19 protein-coding genes are annotated in these 23402 nt (G+C 46.7%); 7 read left to right on the forward strand and 12 right to left on the reverse strand.

Going from position 1 to position 23402, the window contains the following annotated elements:
* Nucleotides 1–151 precede the first annotated feature (151 nt).
* Nucleotides 152–433: a CD3324 family protein gene (locus tag M3629_RS16165; protein WP_251508293.1), complete on the reverse strand. Its 282-nt coding sequence runs from the start codon at nucleotides 431–433 to the stop codon at nucleotides 152–154.
* Between the two features lie 231 nt (nucleotides 434–664).
* The gene (locus M3629_RS16170; protein ID WP_251508295.1) at nucleotides 665–1573 is read right to left on the reverse strand and encodes a helix-turn-helix transcriptional regulator; all 909 of its coding nucleotides are present in this window, start codon (nucleotides 1571–1573) and stop codon (nucleotides 665–667) included.
* A 181-nt stretch (nucleotides 1574–1754) separates the two neighbouring features.
* Between M3629_RS16170 and M3629_RS16175 the strand changes: the two genes are divergently transcribed.
* From M3629_RS16175 to M3629_RS16190, 4 genes are all read left to right on the forward strand, one after another.
* A complete protein-coding gene (locus M3629_RS16175; RefSeq protein WP_251508297.1) occupies nucleotides 1755–2321 on the forward strand; it encodes a hypothetical protein in 567 nt (188 codons plus the stop codon).
* Nucleotides 2322–2748: 427 nt separating this feature from the next.
* Nucleotides 2749–3822: a ribosome small subunit-dependent GTPase A gene (gene rsgA / locus M3629_RS16180; protein ID WP_251508298.1), complete on the forward strand. Its 1074-nt coding sequence runs from the start codon at nucleotides 2749–2751 to the stop codon at nucleotides 3820–3822.
* Entirely contained in the window at nucleotides 3819–4853 is a 1035-nt protein-coding gene (locus tag M3629_RS16185; RefSeq protein ID WP_251508300.1) for an aminoglycoside phosphotransferase family protein, read from the forward strand. The genes rsgA and M3629_RS16185 overlap by 4 nt, the downstream gene beginning before the upstream one ends.
* 142 nt (nucleotides 4854–4995) lie before the next feature.
* Nucleotides 4996–5577: a dihydrofolate reductase family protein gene (locus M3629_RS16190; protein ID WP_251508302.1), complete on the forward strand. Its 582-nt coding sequence runs from the start codon at nucleotides 4996–4998 to the stop codon at nucleotides 5575–5577.
* A 310-nt stretch (nucleotides 5578–5887) separates the two neighbouring features.
* Here the strand turns inward: M3629_RS16190 and M3629_RS16195 are convergent, their stop codons facing one another.
* The 7 genes from M3629_RS16195 to M3629_RS16225 all read right to left on the reverse strand — a co-directional run bounded on the left by M3629_RS16195 (nucleotide 5888) and on the right by M3629_RS16225 (nucleotide 12443).
* Complete coding sequence (locus M3629_RS16195; RefSeq protein ID WP_251508304.1) at nucleotides 5888–7015, reverse strand: SGNH/GDSL hydrolase family protein; 1128 nt, start codon at nucleotides 7013–7015, stop codon at nucleotides 5888–5890.
* A gap of 131 nt (nucleotides 7016–7146) precedes the next feature.
* Nucleotides 7147–7542 carry a hypothetical protein gene (locus M3629_RS16200; protein ID WP_251508306.1) on the reverse strand — a complete coding sequence of 132 codons (396 nt, stop codon included), beginning with the start codon at nucleotides 7540–7542 and terminating at the stop codon, nucleotides 7147–7149.
* Between the two features lie 220 nt (nucleotides 7543–7762).
* Nucleotides 7763–8485: an amino acid ABC transporter ATP-binding protein gene (locus M3629_RS16205; protein ID WP_251508307.1), complete on the reverse strand. Its 723-nt coding sequence runs from the start codon at nucleotides 8483–8485 to the stop codon at nucleotides 7763–7765.
* Nucleotides 8482–9138 carry an amino acid ABC transporter permease gene (locus tag M3629_RS16210; protein WP_251508309.1) on the reverse strand — a complete coding sequence of 219 codons (657 nt, stop codon included), beginning with the start codon at nucleotides 9136–9138 and terminating at the stop codon, nucleotides 8482–8484. Before M3629_RS16210 ends, M3629_RS16205 begins: the two co-directional genes overlap by 4 nt.
* 18 nt (nucleotides 9139–9156) lie before the next feature.
* Nucleotides 9157–9954, reverse strand: coding sequence for a transporter substrate-binding domain-containing protein (locus M3629_RS16215; RefSeq protein WP_251508312.1), 798 nt, complete (start codon nucleotides 9952–9954; stop codon nucleotides 9157–9159).
* Nucleotides 9955–10258: 304 nt separating this feature from the next.
* Nucleotides 10259–11155: a response regulator gene (locus tag M3629_RS16220; protein WP_251508314.1), complete on the reverse strand. Its 897-nt coding sequence runs from the start codon at nucleotides 11153–11155 to the stop codon at nucleotides 10259–10261.
* On the reverse strand, nucleotides 11127–12443 hold the full coding sequence (locus tag M3629_RS16225) for a sensor histidine kinase (protein WP_251508316.1): 1317 nt from the start codon (nucleotides 12441–12443) through the stop codon (nucleotides 11127–11129). Before M3629_RS16225 ends, M3629_RS16220 begins: the two co-directional genes overlap by 29 nt.
* A gap of 246 nt (nucleotides 12444–12689) precedes the next feature.
* Here M3629_RS16225 and M3629_RS16230 point away from each other — a divergent pair, with 246 nt between their 5' ends.
* Nucleotides 12690–13187 carry a DinB family protein gene (locus M3629_RS16230; protein ID WP_251508318.1) on the forward strand — a complete coding sequence of 166 codons (498 nt, stop codon included), beginning with the start codon at nucleotides 12690–12692 and terminating at the stop codon, nucleotides 13185–13187.
* Nucleotides 13188–13277: 90 nt separating this feature from the next.
* Here the strand turns inward: M3629_RS16230 and M3629_RS16235 are convergent, their stop codons facing one another.
* From M3629_RS16235 to M3629_RS16245, 3 genes are all read right to left on the reverse strand, one after another.
* A complete protein-coding gene (locus M3629_RS16235; protein WP_251508635.1) occupies nucleotides 13278–14258 on the reverse strand; it encodes an SMI1/KNR4 family protein in 981 nt (326 codons plus the stop codon).
* A gap of 187 nt (nucleotides 14259–14445) precedes the next feature.
* A complete protein-coding gene (locus M3629_RS16240; RefSeq protein WP_251508320.1) occupies nucleotides 14446–16071 on the reverse strand; it encodes a rhamnogalacturonan lyase B N-terminal domain-containing protein in 1626 nt (541 codons plus the stop codon).
* Between the two features lie 514 nt (nucleotides 16072–16585).
* Nucleotides 16586–19057, reverse strand: coding sequence for an S-layer homology domain-containing protein (locus M3629_RS16245; RefSeq protein WP_251508322.1), 2472 nt, complete (start codon nucleotides 19055–19057; stop codon nucleotides 16586–16588).
* Between the two features lie 207 nt (nucleotides 19058–19264).
* On the opposite strand from M3629_RS16245, the gene M3629_RS16250 reads away from it, so the two are divergent.
* On the forward strand, nucleotides 19265–21604 hold the full coding sequence (locus tag M3629_RS16250; RefSeq protein WP_251508324.1) for an AraC family transcriptional regulator: 2340 nt from the start codon (nucleotides 19265–19267) through the stop codon (nucleotides 21602–21604).
* A gap of 27 nt (nucleotides 21605–21631) precedes the next feature.
* Nucleotides 21632–23287, forward strand: a complete 1656-nt coding sequence (locus M3629_RS16255) for an extracellular solute-binding protein (RefSeq protein ID WP_353056754.1) — start codon at nucleotides 21632–21634, stop codon at nucleotides 23285–23287.
* The last annotated feature ends 115 nt before the right edge of the window (nucleotides 23288–23402 follow it).

The raw sequence follows: 23402 nt of genomic DNA on the forward strand, positions 1-23402 counted from the left end.
TGTGCATGAGTCATATGCTCTTGATTTCATTGTAAGGCGGGATTCTGTAGACGAATATGGAACATTCTTTTGTTAATCAATGTCGACATACCAAAAAGCCACATCCAATCGCTCGAATGTGACTTCAATAGGAATCTTTTGTTCAGTTTGTTCATCTGTTTTTACGGTTTTTCCTGCAGTACACGATTTTTTTGATGCTGTCGATGGATAAGCAAAACCGCGCTGCCAGCTGCTCGATTGTCTCGCCCTGCGTATAACGGTTACACATCTCGCGGTTGCGTTCCTGTATCCACTCGCGGCTGCCCGAACGCTCCCCCCACTTGATACGTGCTTCCTTGGGCTTGGGAATGTAGATCAACCCACCGGGGAATCTGCGCTGAATTTCCTTGATCAAAGCCTCTGGAAGGATGGCATCGGCATTTGTATATTTCACATTACTCCACTCCTTAAATGATTTCTTTAAGGCAGCAGAGTCGTGCGAGAAACTTTAAACATTATGCGTTCAAATCAATGATGGCGGTAAAATAAATCCTGCTCTATGCAAACAACCGCCGTTGTTCCTCGCATGGACTCTGCACAGAGCAAGTGGTTAAACCTGTTATGAATCGAATCATGGTAGCCCCCCTTTCAAAACTATATGTTCTAGTCGGAGTTCCGATCTCCTCTATTCCTGCCTGTACTGTACCACACTTTGCTCAAGCATGCTGCGGACCTGCTCCTGCAATGCTGGCGGAGATATCACCTTCACCTCGGGTCCATAGGAAAGCAGTCTGCGTGCTGTAAAAGAAAACTCCGCACGCGGCACAAGCCCGCACCATTCCTGATCGACCAACGCTCTGAACAACACATCCGATGCAGCCATTCTGGCCCCGAATGCTGTGAAGCGCAGCACGACTTCTTCGCCCGCTCTATTCTCTGTTTGCTTCAGCCACGCCTTTAATGCAGGCACCGAATCATCCGTCTGATCCAGCACGGTAAGCTCACTTATTCGGTCAACACGGTATAACAGTACTCGATCTTTATTCCGTGCAGGCATGTACCAGTATCCTTGCTCATAATAAATGCCGAAGGGATACACGCTCACCCTCTTCCATCTACTGCGAGCATCATACCTAAACGTAATGGCCCTCTTCTCCGAAGCGGCTGTTAGTAGCTCTGATGTCAATGCATTCACATGGTCACCGGGATGCTGAATGAACGCAATGTGATCCCTCATGCCTGTGATCCGTTCCTGTACATCCGAAGGCAGTGTGGAGAAATACTGCTCCGCCAGATGCCCACGGATCGAACCATACGGAAAATCAGGAACCTGTTCCAAATATTCAAGCATCATGAACAGACCCAGTGCTTCTTGCTGCGTCAGTTGCATTGGAGGTAGAATCCGATTAGGCAACACCCGATATCCGCCATTAACACCCACCTCGGTATATAAGGGGAAGCCCATCGTCTGTAATGCATCCAGATCACGCTGAATGGTACGAACCGATACGTCAAATCGTTCTGCCAGCTCACGAGCTGTAAACTTATGTCTGGAATCCATAAGGCGCATCATTGCCAGCCTGCGTTGATTCAATATATCCCCACCTTAACTACGTCACTTTTTGTCATAGAAAGATTGTAACATATGAGAGCCGTTCCACGAACGCAAAGACACTATAACACCTTGAGAGATTTTGCCTTGCAGGCAGGCTCTCCGCACATAGATGTAGAATTGTAAAGCATCTACCATTAAATGTCGGGAGTTGAAACCATCGATGACCAGTAAAGAAATTTTCCCTACAGATGTACGTGAAGTTCTGGATTACATTGAACACGGCGATGTATTGAAGGGATCATATCATTCCATCACCCATGGAGGTGCAATGAACGGAACAGCGTCCGAGACACAAGACCCGTATACGAACCTGGAGGAAGCCCTGCAATTTTACCAGGATGAGGACGTTGAGCCCCCTTATCATTTTCTATTAGACATTACCGCAGATGCCTTAGGGGATATTCCGCCTGCTTCTGGTGATCAGGAGAGGTCCCTTGACCGCGCGTTCATTCTGTATGAAGAAGAACAAGACTTCTATGGCATGATGAAGAAAAAATTAGAGGGACAGTCCCCGGAACTGGGCCTGAAGCCTGATCAACTTAACCATCTTGCTGATATCGTCAGCAGTGATCTACTTCAGATTGCGAGAGCCCGATTGTTATGCAAGGAGCCACATCCGTATTTTGAAGCGATGTTGAATGTCTATAAAAATCAGGGGCTGCCTGTCGGCTGGATCGGAAGTGAATTTGCCAGTGAAGGGCACTTCGTCATATACAGTCATCCATAATATACGCAAGTTACTACGGCTAACCCATGAGCACAGAGGCTACGTTTCCCCAGGGTTCCAAAAAAACTGAAATCCACATAAAAATAACATTGAATTATTTTCCATTACAGGTTATGGTAAAGACAGCTTAGCGATAAGCAAGTTCCTTACACGAAGGGAGAGGTTTTAAATGGCTGCTACTTATATGGATATGGTGGTTCAGTATTAAAACCGAATAGCTGGCATATCTGAAAAAAGCGGGACGACTCCCGTATTCTTTGTTATGCCATCCAAAGTAACCTTTCGTGAATATTGCTGTTTGCAGATACGATGAAGGTCGTATCTTTTTTGCGTCCTGATGCCGCAGAACAGTAGCTTCGTAAGAGGCTGCTTGTTTGCGGCATTTTTGCGTCCAAAAACAACATTTAAAGGAGCTAACCTTATACCCATGATGAATTTAAAATCCTACGGATATATCGAAACAGAAGAGGTCCCCGATGGATTATTACCTGGAAGAATTACAGAACTTCGGCGGGAGCAATTCACGGTCATGACAGAGCGCGGTGAAGTCACCGCAGTATTGAAAGGTTCATTTTATTATCAGGCGGATATGCCAACTGACTTTCCTTGTGTGGGGGATTTTGTCCTGCTGCGCTACAACGATATCGGTGATTCCCTGATTGTTAAAGTGCTGCCCCGAAGGTCCAAATTCTCACGTGCAGACTATGCAGGCCATGCTGCAGGCTATGCAAAAACGATATTGGAGCAGGTTGTCGCGACCAATTTCGATGTTGTATTTATCCTGACTTCGTTGAACCAAGATTTCAATGTGAATCGCATTCTGCGTTACCTGACACAAGCCAGACAAAGCGGCGGTGAACCGGTCATCATTTTGACTAAGGCAGACCTCGTTACAGAAGATCATGCCATGCTCACGGAAGTTAAACAAAGGATCTCCGATGTACCTGTTCACGTGATCAGCAGTCATACTCGCTTGGGGCTGAACGAACTGGACACTTATCTAGCACCAGGTCAAACCGTTGTATTTCTCGGCATGTCTGGCGTGGGTAAATCCTCTCTGCTCAATGCATTAATTGAAAATGACGTCATGAGAGTGCAGGCGATACGGGAGGACGACAGCCGTGGACGCCATACCACAACACATCGTCAACTCTTTATGTTGCCTTCGGGCGCAATGGTTATTGATACGCCTGGCATGCGTGAGCTTGGGCTTTTCGATGCTGATGAAGGTATTCATGCAAGCTTTGCCGATGTCGAAGCATTATTCGCTCAGTGCCGCTTTACTGATTGCCGCCATCAGACCGAGCCTGGATGTGCAGTTCTCTCAGCACTCGCGGACGGTTCATTACAGCAAGAACGGTGGGAGAATTATATTTCCCAGCAGTCAGAGAACAAGTATGTACAACACAAAACGAACTACCTCATCGAAAAAAGAGCAAAAAACAAAATTTACAGGATTCAGAGTAAACAAACCAACAAAAGCGGAGGTCGGAAGAAATGAATAAGACGAAGATGACGAAAATAAAGATGCAAACGTTAACTCATGTTTTAAACCAATATTTTAAGAAGAACATTATTGTAGCGGACTATCATACAACCACTCTACATGGCGGAACTGTGGGTAACGTCAATCTGGTAACAGGAACAGCCGAAACCGAAGATGGCCAAAAGTTTCCTTACCAACTTGTACTGAAGGTTCAGAAACAATGGGAACGTTATAATGATCCCGGTTCCTGGCGCCGGGAATATGATCTGTACATGTCTGACCTCGAAACAACATTCTCGGAAACCTTTCGCTGGCCCACATGTTATTACGCGGAGATGAATGCCGAGGAAAATGAATTTCAGCTGTGGCTGGAATATATCGATGGTGTGTCCGGTCTGGATCTGTCTAGTGAAATGGTTGAACAGGCTGCACTGGAATTAGGGCGTTATCAAGGTAAACTATACGCAGAACAGCCCGCAGTGCTGAAGAGTCTGAACAACCTGAGCCATGCCGATCTCATGAAAAATACGTATCTGCACTATCGCTCATGGCCTGTCGTTTATGATTACATCCGTTCTGAAGACTGCGAGTTCCCACCCCATATCCGGCAAATGTTGATCGATATGGATGAACACTCGGACGAAATATTTGCTCGTATCGAACGGCTGCCGCTTGTGTTGAACCATCGGGATTTCTGGGTGACCAATCTGATCTATGCCGATGGGAAAATCGCGCTCATCGATTGGGATACATCAGGATGGGGATACTTTGGAGAGGATATTGCCAGCCTGGTTGCCGATGAGTGTGAAATTGAGCATATGGTGGAGTATTATCAGCGCTGTGTTCCTGCGTATTATAAGGGCTTTGCGGATTATGCGAAGGCTCCCCCACTCGCTGACCACTGTGTACACGAGATGATTCTGTTCGTGTTCGGATACAGATGGGTAGAGTATTATGTACATGCCGAGTCCGATGCGGATAAGGAAGAAAACCTGCGTATACTCCAGAAAATCTATGAAATGAAACATAGCCCGCTACAGGCATAAACGGTGCGGTAGTTCATTGCTTATCCAGGCTTTCGAGATCCCTCCTTGGCTGTACTTTAAGTAAATAAGCATTTAAACTACGTCAATTATTGGCATAGTTTTAATGTATCTTATAGGTATTACAAAAAGGGAGCGATGAATTATGAATAATTCAAATTCAAAAGCGATTCTTTACATTGCCATGAGCCTGGATGGATATATTGCCCGATTGGATGGCACGTTCGATTGGTTGCTTGATGTGGGTGGTGATGGCGGCGATAACGGCTATGCCACATTCTATGAAACGATTGGCAGTGTGGTTATGGGACGTTCCTCGTACGAGGCCGTGCTTACCATGCCGGGAGACTTCCCTTACGCAGATCGTCCGACTTATGTGCTTTCTCGCTCAGAACAACCACCTGCACCGCATGTACAATTCACAACCGAGAGCGTAAAAACACTCATTCCCCAGCTGAAACAGTCTTTCGATGGAGATGTTTGGATTTTAGGCGGAGGCCAGCTTGTTCAATCGGTGATGGAGCAGCAGTTATTGGATGAGATTGAGGTGGCTATCATCCCTAAAGTGCTGGGTGAAGGTATTCCCTTATTTCCAAAAGGCACCGTGCCCACCCTGCTTAAAATGATCCGTACTCAGACGCTTGGGCAGATCATTTCCATCCGTTATGAGGTGCAATGCCATCTTGCAACAGAGGGTTCATTAGAATTAAACGACCAGACTCGATAAAAACACTCGAAGAAGACCGCACAGCGTCCTGCTGCGCGGTCTTTCGTTACCCTTGGGTATATAACAACCATTGGGAGAATCTATATAAGTTGGAGAGTTTATTTACACAAAAACGGAGAGGACAGAAAAAACCTGAAAAAGCGAAGCTATAAGCTTTCTGTAAGAAAGCTGCATCGGAAGCATAGGCTACGCCTTTATCACCGGATTTCCCATTGGAAAAGGAAAATTTAAAAATCTGGGGATAACAGCGATTGGAAGGTTATTCTGCCATCGGAGTGTTCCATGTAAAAAATGTAGTTCAATTTGTATATTATAGAATTCGCCCGATGTACTCTGCTAAAACATCAGCCGCCCGGCGATGTGATCGATCGCCAGGGTGTGTTCTTGCACCCATCGTTTCCTCGGTCGTAATCGGAAGCTGAAGGATTGAAACAGCATGATCTCTTGTTTGCTTGTGATATGCATCCACTGCACGGTAGATCGCGGGCAGTAAAGAAGCTCCAAGCATGCCATAAGCCCATATGATATGCGCGTGCGGGTTATTTTTTCGCAGCTTAATCAGGAACTGCTCCACCGCCTTCTCGAATTTGGCCAAGTCCTCCTCATGATACGTCCCATCTTCGTTTAGGCGTTGCTTGTATACTTGTCCAGTGATTGGATCTGTCCAAGCTGGAGATCGGAATGCGCCATCATCGTTGCTACCCAGATTGACTACAATAATATCAGGCTGCCAGGAGTTGAAATCATGTGGCTCCAACGCGCCGAGTCTTTCATTCTGCTCCCCCTTCAGCAGACCGCAGACCTGTTCATAAAACTCCGGGATATTGCCATTCGGATTGTTGTCCCAACTGCTCAGCACGCCCCATCCGCTCTGAGAGATGACACGATACTCTGCATCCAATACCTCAGCGGTCATGAACGTATAATTGTGTAGCGCACTGAACCACATCGGTATCCAATCCTCTTCTGTCTTCGCCCCAATCGCTCCTTCGCCTGAGGTGATGCTATCTCCGATGAACTCGATCTTAAAAGGTTTCTCTTCTATAGGTAGGAACGTGCCATCTGCCTTCACCGCATGAAACTGAAGACTATGGCCCGGGTCAACACTCATCGCCTGTACATCCTTGATGATACGTACATTTTTGACCGCATGAGGATTCATGCCACGAAATACACAGATCCAGGCTCTGCCCCTGATTAACATCTGACGGCTTACCGGAACACCATTGATAACAATGCTGATCCAGGGCTCAAGTAGATCGTAGGACGACTCGATCTCTACCCAAAATTCCGTCCCCCGTACGTTAAATTCGACTGCACTGCCTGTCCAAAACAAAGGGATTGGTGACTGCCCCGCCGTGGTTCTACCATGTATTTTTATATGCTGTAAATCCGAAGTGGAAACGATCTCCAATTCCTCATTGGTGCGACTATTCATATAGAGCCTCCTGTTATAATTACTTTGAAAACTAACATTTCATTAATGAAGTTCTAACGAGAATCTTATTCGCGTTGATCTCCGAGTGCTGTTCTAAGTTCTAAGTGTCACACTCTTTCGCCCATCGGCACCTAAACTACCTGGAATGGAGCGTGTCCTGTCTCTGCATAACGGAGCTGCGTCGGTTTACGCAGACGCAGACTGCAGATCAGTCTAAACACGGCCCGTTTTTGCTCCACCTCCACCAGCGTAACATCAATCCATAGGGGAACCAGCGGGGCATGCCAGCATAAGAGATCTACCGCCTCATCCACATTAAATAGCCGATGCTCTACATTCTGCGGAGCCAGCACAACCAGCCTCATCATCTCGTCTGCACCGTTCAGGGATTTATCCAGTTCGGGAGCAGGCTCTACGAGCAAGCGAATCTCTTCATACTCCAGTTGGTCCCGCTCCCTAATCTCATCGATTGCCTGAAGCAGATGCGCTCGGAAGATCACTTTATCCATCTGAGTTATTCGCTCCATAAACCAACACCTCCCGCTCGTGCATAACTGCTTATGCTACCATTCAAGTTGTTTTACTACTATATGTATTACGCACTTCAACAAAAATCCCCTGCAAGTAAACCTGTTCAAGTTCATCATATCAGATGTGCTTGCGTCACGGTTTACCCACAAGGGATACGTTCATTTATTTTGAAAATGGAGGGGCTGCAATATCCATATATTTCTATGGATCTGCTTGTTACAGCACCTTGCCAAGGAACGCCTTGGTTCGCTCATGCCGCGTATTCTGAAAAAGTTCCTCCGGCGTGCCTTCTTCGACAATATAACCGCCGTCCATGAAGATCACTCGATCCGCAACCTCACGCGCAAAGCCCATCTCGTGTGTCACCACAATCATTGTGATTCCTTCATGCGCAAGGTTTTTCATAACTTGCAACACTTCCCCGACCATCTCGGGGTCAAGAGCCGAGGTTGGTTCATCAAACAACATCACACTCGGATTCATAGCGAGCGCGCGTGCAATCGCTACACGTTGCTGCTGTCCACCAGACAGCTGCTCGGGATAGGCATCTTTTTTCTGAGACAGCCCTACCTTACCAAGCAGTTCCATCGCTCTTTTCTCGTTTTCGGCTTTGCTCAACTTCTTGATATGCTTGGGGGCCAGCATGATATTCTCCAGCACGGTCAGATGTGGAAACAGATTGAACTGCTGAAATACCATGCCGACATTGGTACGCAGCTCATCGATGTTGGTCTTGGGTGAAGTGACTTCCACTTCGCCAATAATTACTTTGCCTGACGTGACTTCCTCCAAAAGGTTGAGGCAGCGCAGGAAGGTACTTTTGCCAGACCCCGAAGGGCCGATTACACATACCACTTCCTGCTCCCGAATCGTGGTGGAGATATCTTTCAGCACCTCGTTCGCGCCAAACTGTTTCCTCAAGTTCTCTACCGTAATCATCGGATTGCATACCTCCTTTCAATAAATCGGGAAGCCCGGGATAAGAGCACGATAATGATCAGATAAAATATGCCGACAACACCCCAGATTTCGAATGCCCGGAAGTTGGATGAAATAATAATTTCCCCGGTCTGTGTCAACTCCGCAATACCTATGGCTGATAACAGTGACGTGTCCTTGATCGTAATGATGGACTGGTTCACAAAAGTAGGAATCATGCGCCGTGTTGCTTGCGGCAGCACCACGAGCCACATCGTTTTGAAACGGCTTAAGCCTAGGGATCTTGCGGCCTCATGCTGCCCTTTGCCAATGGACTCGATGCCTGCACGGAAGATTTCCGAGATGTATGCCCCAGCATTCAAGCTAACCGCAATAATTCCTGCGGTCATGGCCGGAATACGCATATCCAGGAACACTGGCAGACCAAAATAGATAAAATATACCTGCACCAGAAGCGGTGTGCCACGGATGATATCCACATAAAGTGAAGCCACAAGCCGCAACAACCGATTCAGGGAGGTGCTCATCAGACCGGAGACTAGACCGATCACCATCGCAAAGATGAGCGAGATCACAACAATTTTCAACGTAACGACCGTTCCCTCTAACAGAAGAGGCAGTGCGTCCAGTATGACTTGCCAGGAGGAATCCATCCGTACCACCGTTCCTTTCTACTTCGCTACTGTTCCTAGATATTTCTCAACAATCTTGTCGTATTCGCCGTTTGCCTGCAATTTTTTCAAGCCATCATTAATCTTCTTCTGTAGTTCAGTATCACCCTTGGCTATAGCAATCCCGTAGAAGTCACCGTTCAAGCGGTCACCAACGATCTTAAGCTTGGAATTGGGGTCAATGGCAATTTTGTAAGAAACAACCGGGAAGTCTTCGAGTGTCGCATCCGCGTTTTTATTCGCTACTTCCTGATACATGGATGGACTATCATCAAAATATTTCACGGTTGCACCATAGGTTTTTGCATATTCATCAGCGAGATTAGCACCTGACGTTCCCTTTTTAATCGCAATCGTTTTGCCTTTCAAATCCTGCGGACTCTTAATATCATTGTTAGCTTCATTTACGATTAAGGACAGTCCAGCTTGATAATACGGTTCTGAGAAATCTACAACTTTTTTACGCTCATCCGTAATACTGATGCCTGCAATTGCGCCATCCAACTGATTGGCTGTAATGGCTGGAATGATACCTTTGAAATCCATCGGCTTGATCTCTACCTCAAAGCCTTCTTCTGCCGCAATCGCATTCATCAGGTCAATGTCGATCCCAACGTATTTTCCATCCTTTTGAAACTCAAACGGAGGGTAGGTTGCATCTGTACCAAACGTATATTTTGCCGCTCCCGATCCATTTGCAGACTGGGCATTGCTGTCTTCTCCTGATTTTGCTGCGCCGCAGGCACTGAGTGCCAGAGCAAGAACTGAAGCCATAACGATGGATGCTACCTTTTTCATGGAAAAACCCCTTTTCCTGATTAGAATGGAATCGACTGAATCGATCATTTGCATTTATGTACGTATTGTATTTCTGCACCTACGCAAACTTATGCTATCCTACACATTTTATTAACAAAGAATGATAAATAAATTAACACAATGATCTTTTTGACTACTTTTTTGTATAAAAAGCTAGATAAAATATATAAAAACCTTTAATCATGTAACTTTATATAACAAAAAAGGACTCTCGAAAACAATTCTCGAGAGTCCTAAATTACACATGCATGTGCTGCGATATTCGTTTCATTCACTTGCTGTTTTAGTTATTTATTTTTTCTACCGTCTCCATGCAAAACACTTGCAAGAATTTCTTAATATTGACCTTGCTCTTGTTGTCGCTTACCTGCTCCTCTTCCATCGCCCTCATCTTCATACGCACGTCCTGAAAATCAAAATAAAGCGGCGCATAATGCTCAAATTTATGATTGCTGTAATCCGTAAGTCCGATGGACGCCAGATTCGTTAGTGCCGTCAGAACGGTTCTGCGGATGCGTTGCTCCATCGCCTTGCACTCCTTCTCCACTTCCTTAGGCGTTAGCTTGTACTTCTGAGCCACAGCTTCATAGGATTCCTTCAGAGGTGGCAACTCGGAGGCCTGCTTCTGCTCAATAGCGTACTCCATCAACGCTACAATATCTTTGCTCCCACTCTCACCGATGATGCCCAGATCCATTAATATACTTCGTGCCGAATCTCGCACCGTTCGGGTCTGAGCAAGAGCCGGGGCCTCTACCAGATTGAGCCGAGCCATGGACTGTTTAACCTCCTGCACATAACGCTCATACTTCCACTGCTCATTCACTTTGTTGAGCACATGCTCCACTTCGACCCGGTTAATCGGTTTGTGAATGAAAAACTCAATTCCCTTCTGATAAGCCGCTTCCACCATCTCTTTGTTGACCACCTGTGAGATCATAATCAATTTCCCGCTATAGCCGCTCTGCTTCAGGTTCGCCACGGTTTCAATCCCATCTTGATCTGGCATTAGCAGGTCAATCAATACGACATCGGGTCTGAGATCCAGAATCATACGCTGTCCTTCCAGACCACCTTCGGCCATGCCCGCCAGCTCTAAGGTTCCACTATTCTCAATAATATCCTGTAGCATGCTGCGACTCACCACATCATCATCCACGATCAGGATCGAAAGTGTCATGGGCATCGGCCTCCTTCATTAGATTGACCCTAGGGATCATGACTGTGAACACAGTACCTCGTCCGGATGGAGCAGCTGCTACCTGAATCTGTCCTTCCAGGGACTGAACGATATCACGTACATGGGACAGACCAATACCTGTAGCAGCAATGCCAACTTCATTAAATTTGGTCGTATAACCGGGTTCAAAAATAACCCCGCGCTTCGCGTCAGGTATACCCTTCCCCGAATCCGTAACCACAAAATGCACATCCGTATCCTGTTCAAATACCCGCACTTGAATCATGCCCTCGTGCTCAATCGCCTCAACCGCATTAGCCAGCAAGTTATTCAAGACCGTAAGCAGCGGAATATAGTACGGTGACTCGCCTTCGAACTGCTGGTCGATTTCGATCCTTACCTGTTTGTGTAACATCTCACTGTATTTTCGATTGGCCTTACCTGCAAAATGCACTACTTCCGACAGACTCATATTGACTGTCTTTTCGTTATCATAAAGCTTCAATAATCCGGCCAAAATGCGCTGCGAATCCTTCTTCACTTCATGAATCTGTTGAGCAATGCCCAAGGTTCGCTGGCTGTATTCGTTCATGTCCCGCTCTCGCAGATCGCGGTATAGCTCATAACTGTTAGCCGTAATACCTTCAATGGTATTCATCGCTTTTTTCAGGTAAAAAACCTCACCGTACAATCCCGAATTCACACTTAACATCTGTTCCATCCGCTTTTCCTGTTCTGCGTGCAAGAGCCTGATCTGTCTGACTGCAAAACTGTTGTACAGCCCAATGACAAAGTAACTTCGCAGACCGCCCACAATCAGCAGATACAGCCATTCGCGCATATAAAAAATATTCGTCCCACTCAGCACTCCTCGCACGAATAACTCCACCAGGTTGGAGGAAAAATCAATACCAGTGATAATACCGCTGAGCAGTAGCGGAGGAATCTCATGAAAACGGCGCTTGATTTTACTCAGCCCATAGGCAAAGACCACATAATACAAACCTGCTCCCAGGTTATCCCGCAAGCTTTCGAGCATGGATAAGGTGTGTATATGATGAATCAGGTCAGCCGATTGGAACGCTATGCTCGCTAGCCCCGTCAGAATCCCTGTTTTTATATAAGATAAATGGGGCATAATCATCAGCAAAAATAAAAGAATGCTGACCCCGAGGCCGATCCGGAAATAATCTTCCCGAAAGGGATTAATTTTGAACTGTGCACCAACGGACGTAGCCAAGGCAACGGCGATCATCTGCACATTCTCGTTCTTGACCCAATTGCGCATCCCTTTTCCACCTACTATCCCAACGTTCATAAGCCCTTGCCACTGGGGCTCGCGCTTCTGATGTTAAATATACTAACATACGAAAGAAACATTAGGAATAATTAAAATTTGGGGAATATATGATCTTCGATCCCAGGTAACCTAAAAAGGACCAAGTGTTTACCCTGTTTTAATTTCTCGCAATTTAATTGTATAATATATAAAGTAGCAAGTCAGAGATCTATTCTTCAGAGAGGAAGATTACACATGTCAGATGTTAATCAAAGTTTTGGACAAGCCCTGGTGAAATCCCTGGTTGGAGAGCGCGGACATATTCGTATCGCCAAAGCACTACCGGATATTGATGTGGAGCTTGCAGGACGTACACACGAGGCCATGCCTTATACCATCTACCAATTGGTCAAACATATGCACTACTGGCAGAATTTCATGCTGGAGCATGTGGAAGGACGCAAGCCGCAGATGCCAGCGAGCGTAAGCGAAAGCTGGCCAGTGGAGACAGGCCCACAGGATGAAGCAACGTGGAAAGAGGATATTCAAGCATTCCTGAGCGGTATTGATCAAGCGGTATCCATCGCAGAAACGGCCCAGTTGAATGACCCACTGCTCTATTTCCCAGGAGAGACAAAGGGTGGATTGTTACGTAATATCGCTTCACACAATTCGTATCATCTGGGCGAAATTGTGTTGCTCCGCCGTTTCTATGGCGCATGGCCGCCACCTGGTGGCGGATTCCCGGCATAATTGTGTAACACAGATCAATGCTCTATCTATCCTGTATTACAGACGAGAAGCCACAAGGGTCCAGCCCCTGCGGCTTCTCGTCGATGTGAATTAAACTTCCGGTCGCATTAATCCTTGAATAAACGTCTCAAAGTTCGGTGCGAGGGGAGTGATTTTACGCTGTTCTTTATCTACGTACACGACCTCTGGCTCGCCATCATTGCCAAAGGAGCGGTAGTCCAGCATAACAACCCCTGCTTCAGAAGGTGATTTGGCAATGACCACACCAATCTCCGGATAACCATCACGTTCAATCACGGCCCAACTCCCCTCTGCACCACATAGCGCATGGCGTTTCTCGCGGCCGATGCCTAAGATCCCTTCAATCTCGACATACCCGGTTTCTCCAGACGCTTCGTTCGTCACCGGGAAAAAGCGGTTATACGGAATGCCGCCGTTATGTTCTTTCATCATCTCAATATAAGAGACAGGCAAGCGGAATACCAACTGCTCCTCCACCGATTCGATCAAGCCATCGCTTGGTGGATCGGACACATATTGCTCCAGAGCCAGCTCACTGTCATTCCAGAACTCACCCGATACCGGGACGGGTGGATCAACATGCATTACAGGTATAGATGAGATTACCGCAGGTGACTCTTCGGCAGCTGTCTTTTCCAACGCGTGATCTTCATACTCTTCACCCGTAACGTCCTCATCGCTTTCTTCGTGTTCATCTTCTTCATCTCGGTTTCGAATCCATTCCAGAAACTCCAGTGTATCTTCGTCGCCCGGCTCCAGCTCGTCGGATCGTTCAAAAGCTTGTTCTGCCTTGTCGTATTGTTCCAGATAATAATAAGCAAGTCCAATCCGATACTGCCAGAGCGGGTCATTTGCTCCCTCTTCGGCCACGGTCAGGAATTGCTCCACAGCTTCTTCATAACGCTCCAGATTGTTTAAAGCCCGGCCCAAGTGATTCACTAGCTCATAGTCTCTCTCTTCCGCAGGAATCTCCTGCACTGCTTCTACAATTTTCTCGTACTCGTCTTGCTCATGCCAAGTTTCCAGTTGTTCCAATAACTCTTCGTTCATCATCGTGCCTCCGTTCCTTCTTCTCATCATTATGTATTGAAAATTATACCACTATACGGAACCGCTTCTCCAGCAAAGAGGGAATCTGTCCGAGTAAGAAGCACATTTTAACATGAAAATCATAAAAAAAGCAGCCCGACCTCATGTTATCCATTCAGTCAGGCTACTCAAGCTATTGCTTCCTTCGTTAATTCAGCAGTTCCACACAATCGTACACCCAACCAGCACTTAACCAATTGCCAAGGTCGCTGGAGCCGCTGATTGGTGTAATGGTGATTGTATTAGCACCGTTAACAAAATGTGATGCAGGAATATTCCAGCTAAAGGTAGTATTGTTGCCCCGGTACGTGCCGATGGTGAAACTGCGTGAATTAGGCTGAGCGGAAGGAGCTGGATTACTTAATGTGCGTCCATTAATAGTTACACTTGGTCGCCCATTAATGTATGCAGCTGTAATACCGATATTCAGCACATGTGAGGAGGATGCCTGCGCTGCATTTAAGTTAAAATTCACCGTTGTAGGCGAGTTCTGGCCCCGGAATTGAATAGCCGGAAAACGATTCGTTGCACTGCCCGGAGTATACGTTACCGGCCCCCAGCTTGGGTTGCGACTGTCCGAAGGATGACGAATCGGAATCGTCTGTCCGTTCAGGAATTCCCGTGGTGTCCCGTCCCAGTTCCCAATCCGCCAGATGCTGGAGGCTTTGCTCGGATCATTGTTGATGGTGCGGGTATTCACAGTTGTCGTTTGTCCCGCGTTCACGTTCACATTTTCCGTGTATACGGCAAGCTCACCTTTATACACCGTCATGGTATATGTTCCCGGAATCATACCGTACTTGGTAGCAGACCCGCCAGATGATGTATTTGCCCAATACTGGGCGTTGCTGTTCGCAAATCCAATCGTGTAGGCGTAACCTGCCTCCATGCCAGAAAGTCCATTTAACACCACATTACCTCGGCTGCTCACCCATCCTTGCAGATTCAGTCCCGACATCCAGCTAAAATCAGGTGCCGCAGGTGTCCCTCCAGTTGTAAAAATAAGTGCATATGGCCCATGCAAGCCGAGACGCCAGTTCTCCGTCTGGGCATGTCCCGAGTTCATATAATTATAGACTTCCGTTTCAGAGCCGCTTTGGAACTGAATATCACGGAAGAAAGGCCCGCCCGAGCTTTTCTCTCGGTTGCCGTACGCCATGAATACACCAACTCCGTTGCCCGTTACCCCTCGAACAGACAGGTCCTTCGCCTGATCATTACCATAATATTTAGAAGCTGACTGTCCATTCGCGAATCCGAATACATCCTGACTCTCAATTGCCCCGGTATTCCCCCGGTTGTTCGAGTTCACAGGCACTCCAGTCAACACATTCCCATTGCCGCGGAAAATATAACGCAGTTCACCAATAGAAGGCTGTGCCGTAATATGGGTTGCCATATAGATGATGTTCTCGCCGCCACGCGAAGCATAATAATGCGTTAATGTACTGGTAGAAACGGTGATTAATACCGTTGAACCCGAAGGGGATCTATTCCACGTCACATTCGCGGATGACCCTAAACCTGAACCAATGTGTGATCCTCTATTGCTATTCAGCTCCGTTCCGTTCATCTTGGCCGAAATGATATCGCCATTGGTTTTGTTGACCACATACACAAGCCCGGACCCGGTATTTACCTCGATTCGGGAGCCATTGTCCGTCACCTGAATGGTGGCTGCATGACTTTTTGAAGCAGGAAAAGCAAAAACGGAAGCAACCATGGCGATGAACAGCAGCATACTCGTCCATTTTTTTACCAAACGTTGAGTCATGTGAATATCCCTCCTGATTATAATCACATTGTGAAGCGCTTACATTTTGATGTATGCTCAACCTCTACGGTGGATTTTGATGTGTGCCTCATAGTTGCAATACTTCGTTGCGTATTAACCTCCTTTCCCAAAACACCTTGCGATGAAAATATTCTTACAATTTCATTATTATAATACCATTATATTACATATTCGTACAATGGTAAGCTCTCGCCCTTATCTTGTTTAAATATCAAAAATCCAGCCACTCCCGATCTGTTCGGCAGCCTTCTTGCTAATACGCACTGAAGGTTTTTGCAACTGTAACCCAGCTCGTTCAGGTACCGAAAACCGCAGCAGTTTTGTTCTGTTTTTAATCTCACTAAGTAATCATCCATATTTTACTACAAACTCAGATGACATAGATGTCTACAGCATCATTTACAACAAAAAAACCAAAACGGCTCGTATATACGAACCGCCTCGGTAATCTTGATCTATCAAATAAAGCGAGATGAGCTATATAAGATTCTAATCACAGACCTGCAATCAATGACTTGATTGTACTGTCACTTTCCAGCGCACGGATGATGATTGTTACCGCTTCAGCACGAGTAGATTTGCCATTAGGCGCGAACTCGGAAGCCGTCAATCCATTAACCAACTTCGCAGAGGACGCCTGTTCAATGGCTGCAGCTGCCCAGTTATCAGGTTTCACATCGCTAAAGCTGATTTTCGTACCTGTTGCAAGTGTGTTCAGATCCAGTACACGAGCCATGATAGTAACCATCTCGGCACGAGTGATCGTTGCGTTTGGCTTGAAGGAGCCATCCGCATATCCGCCGATTACACCTTTTTCTGCCAATGTGCCAATGTATCCAGCTGCCCAGCTTGTGTTTGTATCTTTGAAGCTGTTGGCTGCTTTATTCTCGCCAAGGCCAAGTGCACGGGCAATCATCGCCGTGAATTCAGCACGCGTTACAGAGGCATTTGGCTTGAATGTGCCGTTCTCATATCCGTTGATGACACGCAGTTTCAATGCAGCATTAATATTTTGGTTAGCCCAGTGTGTAGAGATATCACTCATCGCCAGTTGTTCATTTTTCGTTGCTTCAATCGCTGCATTAACATTGTTCAATACGTCAGCTTGGCTGACAACATCCGATTTGAACGGATTAGTGGTTCCGCCACCCGGATTTGTAGTATCCTTAACAGCAAGAGCAACACGGTCATTTTGATACACAACCTCCGTTGTATATTGGCTTGGCAGACCTTTCACTTCTACCGATGCAAATTTACCATTCAGTTTGTTTGCATCAAATTTGATCAAAGTGAAGTTGCCTTGTGCAGGTACATAATTGTTGTCAAAGTTCACTTCCAGCTTACCGTTCGCATTCACTATACCTTTGACATCCAATACATCACTCGCAGTACTCACATTCAGCTCCAGCGTTCCGCTTGAGGCTTGTGTGAAGTCACCTTTAATGTTCCATTTACCCTCAACTTTCTCTGCAACCGTACCGCCATTATTCATGACAGAGCCAGCACCAAACGCATTAGCTGAATTACCTTCCAATGTACCTGCCTTAACCTCAGTACCTCCAGAATAGGTGTTGTTGCCTTGCAGATGAAGAACACCACTACCTTCTTTAGTTAGCTTGCCTGTACCAGAGATGTCATTGCGCCATGCGTCTTTTGCATTAAATCCACCTTTAGCCGCATCCATAACCACGGTTACATCGGTGTTAAATGCGCCATATCCATCTGCTGCCGCGAAGAGGTTAAGACGTCCCCAACCTTCCGGATCATCCAGTACCGGATAGCCTGATGCAATACCTGTAGTCGCCAGTACCGCGCGACGTTGTTGATCGTTCAGGTAAGGCTGTCTTGTTTCAAGGAGTACTTCCGCACCTTTAGGCACCTGTACTGCCTCCGTTGTGGAGCCGATTTGCGGGAATCCATACGTCATGCGCTCTGTGAATTCGGATTTGTTGCGAGCATAGTTGGTAAAGCGGTCCTTACTTATGCCCGTCTCTTTCAAAAGAATTTCATGGGCTTGAGCATATGCCTGCTCTTTCAACTCTTTATTATCCGGATCATTCAGTGCAGATGCTGCAAATGCCGTTGCCAGCACACGGCCGCCCATCACATCCAGAGGGGAGTGCATACCGGCTACAATTCGGTCATCACCCATTTCAGAAGCACGAGTCATAAGCTCCTGGTAACGTTCAGGCACAGCGTAAGCAAGAGCAATAGCTGCAAGGTAGGACGCATTCGTGTGACCGCTCGGGAAACCACCATCCGTTTCCGGTTTGCTGCTCTGCACGGCAACCAGCGAAGGCACGATCAGTTGTTCACCCTGCCAGCGGAACGGACGTTTATATTGGTAGAACATTTTCGCCTGTTGTGTTGAAGCGTAATCACCGCGAACTTTGCCGATCAGATCCACCATTTTTCCCAACTCGGAGTTGGAATCCCCTGCTTTGTTGGAATCGTTTTTATCCGAATACTTGGTTGTCGCCGCATCTGCCGGAATACTTGTAATGGAAGTAAACGTGCCCGACTTTTCCCGATATACACCGGCCAGTTTTCCCAGACCCTCAACCGCGCCATAGGATTGATTCGTACGGTCTGTATAATACGCAGCATCCTCGTCCGCTTTGGAACGTGTTTTAGCACGTTGTGCCACATAATCAATGTTGTAGTCCAATACGGCGCTATTTAGCTTCGTACCATTATCCCATGCACTTCCTGGTGTCCACAGGTCGAGGAACTTGGATAACGTGCCGATCGCCGGATTGCTGGATACCGTCATATTATCCGGTTTGTTATTTTTGTACGTGTCTACGAAGTAACCCCATGCCGGTTGTTTCGGTAAAGCCACGGTATCATTATTCTGTGCTGCAAGTGCAGCGCCTGGTGCAATAGAACTTGTCAGAACGACCAAACCTAGAGCAGCAGTGAACAATCTTTTCTTGTTTTTGTTTGTAGCAACTTTTGTTTTCAAATCATGTCGACTCCCATCGTTTAATAGTTGGTCTCGGTTCGGTCTCAATGTAGCATTGCAGCCGTAAAACCGGCAATAAAACAATTTCGTCATTGTATCAATTTCGACGCAATATCATAAATCCTCAACATTTTACATGAAGTTAATATAAATCGTGAACCTTGCAGAATGTGAGTAGTGTATAATTTGGGCCGGGAGGAATGTTTGATGAAAAAGTGGAGCTCTGCATGGGCGGGACTAGCCCTTTCTTATGGTTCAATCGTCATCGTTATTGTGCTGCTGATCTGCTCATTTTTCTATATCTATTTCTCACGCAGTTACAATGAAGAATTAAGAAATAAGAATCAGCTGATTCTTGAAAATACAGCACGTACTATTGAAGGAACCGTACTCAAGCGGGTGCAGCAGATGTATGTTGACCTGTCTCTTGATAAATCGGCCAACATTCGTCTCTTTGCCGATCAGGAAGATCGAAACGGATTAAATCAGGTGGTAGATCTGCAAGAACTGCTCAAAGCCAAGGTAGCCGCTAATACTGATATTGTTCAAGGCATTCATCTCTATTATCCTGCACGTAATATTATGCTCTCCTCGCTCTATGGACTACGCTATAACGCGGATCAGAGCGAAGGGTCTGTGTATTATGCGGACTGGCTTCAGGAGATGCGCACCAGTAAACATAACAGTCTGTGGACGCCAGCACGTCATATTCCAAAGGACATTTTCTCCAGTCAGACAAGCGAGAACACCAATGGTTTGTTTACGTACGCACATAGCTATCCTTTTCGCTCAACAGGAGAAACCAGTGATGTCATTATCGCCATAGATGTCAAAGAAGAAGCCGTGAATACCATCATTGAGAATATGATGCCTTCCCAGTATCAACATACCGTGATCGTCAATGCTGCCGGGAATGCAGTGAGTCGAATGCAAGAGCAAAGCTCCGGACAGTCTGATATGTACACCGTAAGTCTGAAGAAGACTCTTGAGCTGGGCCATGCCAAAGGTAGCTTTGACGAGAAGATTGGAGATTCACCTTATGTAATTTCCTATCAAACGCTACCATCCACCCAGTGGATGATCTACAGTGCTACGCCATCCAGCTATTATTATGAACAGTCCATCATGATCCAGAAGCTTATTCTTGGGATCTGTCTAATTGCCCTGTTGATCGGGCTGATCTTATCTGCCGTACTTGTGCGTGCGAATTATAGTCCGATTAAACGACTGGTAGGCCGCATTAAGGATCTTTCAGGAACTGCATCTCATCAGGCTACCAATGAATTTCGCCTGATCGACAATGCTTTCCTTCATCTCAAAGAACAAGTGAATCATCTCGAAGAGACTGTACATGCGAACAGTGCGGCTGTAAGGCACAAAGCCGTGCTCAACCTTTTGCAAGGTAACCCGGAACACAGGCCGTGGAAAGAGGAACGTTCCGCTCTCGGTATCGCCAGAAAATATAAAGAATACTGCTGTATGCTGATGAACACCGGTGCAGCACTTGCCGAAAGTGGCTCATCCAAACAGCCAGAAATCATTGCCAAACTGATGCATGGGCTGGAATGCTTGTCCCTGCAAGATAGCCGTCTTATCGCAGAAGAACTGCCGGATAAGCGACTTGTCGTTATTCTATGTACGGATGTAGCTTCAGAAGCATTATTGGACAAGTTCGCCGAGCTGCTGCTTGCAGAGACACGTCAGCAGCTACAACCGGACATCCAGCTGTCTACAGGCTGTTGGGTCAAGGATCTCCGTGATATTCATCAAAGCTTCAGCGAAGCGCAAACTTTGATGAAATACGCTTATCTTTTGCCAGAGCTACACATTCTGAAAGACCATTCCCTGCTTCAGCGTGAGCACAGCCTGGACGAGATTCCGCAGACTCTGCTAGCCAAGTTCAGAGACAAGCTTCAGGGTAGGCAGCTTGATGAGGCTGTAGGCACTATTGAACAAGTGGTTGAGCATATGCGGGAAGGACAGTTCCCTGCGGATTATTGCCATTTTATCCTGTCAAATATGGTGTTCATCTACTCGGATGCTGCCAAAAACGTGCGTTATAAGCACCCATTGCAGTTTGGACACCCTGATCTGTATCACGAATACACAAGTCTGCATGATATTTTGGCATACCGCGACTGGCTGAAAGCGTCGATCACTACATTTATAGAAGAAACGGAGAATCGTAACAGTGATCGGGCTGTCTCCACCATTGAACTCGCGAAGCAATATATCGAAGCCAACCTTTCCGACGATCTCTCACTTGAGACGGTTGGAGCCAAAGTGTTCCTCAGTCCCAAGTATCTGAGCAAGCTCTTTAAGGAAGAAATGGGTGTCACCTACACTGACTATGTCACATCAAGGCGGATGGAGCAGGCCAAAGTGTTGATTGAAAACAACAACATGACCATTGACCGGGTCGCAAGCTCGGTTGGTTACGGCACAACCGCCTATTTCATTAAACGTTTCAAAGAAATGTACGGCTGTACACCAGGCAATTATGTACGCAATCTCTCTTCGGCAGCGATATCCGAGGCCAGGTCATAAAGATAAGGGATAAGGAGGATGGATCGGATGAAGATGAAGGAACAGATGGCAGGAGCGAAAATTCCTTATCGCTATCGGATATTTCTGACTACGGCACTACTGACGTTGATGGGCGTTATTGTTGGCGGCTGTAATCTGCTGAACGGACCCAATGCCATGGTCGAATCAGAGTCCGGCGGCACGTCCTCCCCTCTTTCGGGCAAAGCCAAATATCATATCTCGTGGACGTTGCATCAAAATCTGCCCGTTCCGCAAGATGCCGAAATATTGAAACAACTGGAAGAAAAATTCGATGTCGATCTGGATATCTGGAATATGGAAAACAATAAATATGAGTCGCTTCTCGATATGAAGCTAGCCCAAGGCAACATTCCCGACCTATTTCGTATCCGTCAGCCGCAAGATCTGTTGAAATACCAGCAGCAAGGGGTGCTAGCCGAGATCCCGGTAGAGACGCTGAAGCAATATGCACCGAATCTCATGCGTATTATCCATGAGCAAGCCCCGGCCTATGAACATGCAGGAGTCATAGACGGGAAATATTACGGCATCCCTGCCATTAATCCAACGAATATCTATCGTACACCGGTGGTATATCGCCAGGATTGGCTCCACAAACTGGGCTTGTCCGTTCCGCAGACACTGGCGGAATTCGAGAAGGTTATCTATGCATTTACCTTTGACGATCCCGACGGCAATGGCATCCAGGACACGTATGGTTTATCCAACGAAGGCATGAATGTGGTATTCGGAGCCTTCGGTCAGATTGTTTTTGCAGACCAGCTGTATTTCGGCACGAAGGACGGGAAGAAAGTTATTGGTGCGTTGCAGCCCGAAATGAAGGAGGCACTGACCTACCTGCGGAAGTGGTACAAGGATGGTGTGATTGATCCAGAGTTTGTCACAGGCGAGAATAAAGGTGGGTACAAACATCTGTCTCATACGTTTATTAACGGTAAAATCGGGATGACCTCGATGGGGAACTACTACCACTGGATTCAGGATGGCAATTATGAGGATTGGCGCGTTGAACGTGACGGGAGAGTGGTGAAGAGTCCAGTCCAAGCAACGTTTAATGTAAAAGAATTAACGGCCAAGTTCCCCGAAGCTCGGGTCACACTAGGCAGTCCCTTCATGGGACCTCACGGACAACGTGGCTCCAAAGGAAATGACATGTTAATGAGCTTCACCGCCATCGGAGCAGATGCGGTCAAGGAGCCCGGCAAACTGGAGATGATCCTTCGTATTTTGGATGAGGTGAGTGCAAACCCTGATTCAGATAAAGCAGCAAGTATGGTCTACGGCGTGCAAAATAAACATTGGGTCTGGACACCTATCGAGCCACGAAACATCGTTATTATGCCGCCGTATGACACTATGTTCGGTTATCAGAATACGATTGGTGCCAATATCGGCATGACAGTTCCGCTGAAAGAGACGGGAGAACGGGAACAATGGGCTTCAACGCTACACCTTGATCAGAACGGCATTTATAACGCGCTAGAGGTCGCTACACCCGCTCTGGCGAAATATAGCGATTCGTTGATCCGGTTGAAGAACAAAGCCTATATCTCGTTTATTACAGGTGAGCGACCACTCCGTGAATTCGATGAGTTTGTACAGGAGTTCATGTCTGCAGGTGGTGCAGAAGTGGTGAAAGAAGCGAATGCGTGGAAGAAGTAGGGGAATGAGGATTGGAGGAAGTTTCTCGCAGGCGTGCCGGGGCAGATTGTGAAGGGAAAGTGACGCAGCTGGATTGAAAGGTGAAAAAATCCATTTCAGCGAGGTTTAAGACACG

The sequence above is a fragment of the Paenibacillus polysaccharolyticus genome (genome assembly GCF_023714295.1).
Taxonomy (GTDB): Bacteria; Bacillota; Bacilli; order Paenibacillales; family Paenibacillaceae; genus Paenibacillus; species Paenibacillus polysaccharolyticus_A.

Excerpts from the sequence above, each read along its gene's own strand:
- M3629_RS16195 (WP_251508304.1), bottom strand. The coding sequence starts at position 7,015 with ATGAATAGTCGCACCAATGAGGAATTGGAGATCGTTTCCACTTCGGAT.
- M3629_RS16255 (WP_353056754.1), top strand. The coding sequence starts at position 21,632 with ATGAAGATGAAGGAACAGATGGCAGGAGCGAAAATTCCTTATCGCTAT.
- M3629_RS16215 (WP_251508312.1), bottom strand. The coding sequence starts at position 9,954 with ATGAAAAAGGTAGCATCCATCGTTATGGCTTCAGTTCTTGCTCTGGCA.
- M3629_RS16240 (WP_251508320.1), bottom strand. The coding sequence starts at position 16,071 with ATGACTCAACGTTTGGTAAAAAAATGGACGAGTATGCTGCTGTTCATC.
- M3629_RS16230 (WP_251508318.1), top strand. The coding sequence starts at position 12,690 with ATGTCAGATGTTAATCAAAGTTTTGGACAAGCCCTGGTGAAATCCCTG.
- M3629_RS16190 (WP_251508302.1), top strand. The coding sequence starts at position 4,996 with ATGAATAATTCAAATTCAAAAGCGATTCTTTACATTGCCATGAGCCTG.
- M3629_RS16175 (WP_251508297.1), top strand. The coding sequence starts at position 1,755 with ATGACCAGTAAAGAAATTTTCCCTACAGATGTACGTGAAGTTCTGGAT.
- M3629_RS16185 (WP_251508300.1), top strand. The coding sequence starts at position 3,819 with ATGAATAAGACGAAGATGACGAAAATAAAGATGCAAACGTTAACTCAT.
- M3629_RS16205 (WP_251508307.1), bottom strand. The coding sequence starts at position 8,485 with ATGATTACGGTAGAGAACTTGAGGAAACAGTTTGGCGCGAACGAGGTG.
- M3629_RS16210 (WP_251508309.1), bottom strand. The coding sequence starts at position 9,138 with ATGGATTCCTCCTGGCAAGTCATACTGGACGCACTGCCTCTTCTGTTA.
- rsgA (WP_251508298.1), top strand. The coding sequence starts at position 2,749 with ATGATGAATTTAAAATCCTACGGATATATCGAAACAGAAGAGGTCCCC.
- M3629_RS16225 (WP_251508316.1), bottom strand. The coding sequence starts at position 12,443 with ATGCGCAATTGGGTCAAGAACGAGAATGTGCAGATGATCGCCGTTGCC.
- M3629_RS16250 (WP_251508324.1), top strand. The coding sequence starts at position 19,265 with ATGAAAAAGTGGAGCTCTGCATGGGCGGGACTAGCCCTTTCTTATGGT.
- M3629_RS16220 (WP_251508314.1), bottom strand. The coding sequence starts at position 11,155 with ATGACACTTTCGATCCTGATCGTGGATGATGATGTGGTGAGTCGCAGC.
- M3629_RS16235 (WP_251508635.1), bottom strand. The coding sequence starts at position 14,258 with ATGAACGAAGAGTTATTGGAACAACTGGAAACTTGGCATGAGCAAGAC.
- M3629_RS16200 (WP_251508306.1), bottom strand. The coding sequence starts at position 7,542 with ATGGAGCGAATAACTCAGATGGATAAAGTGATCTTCCGAGCGCATCTG.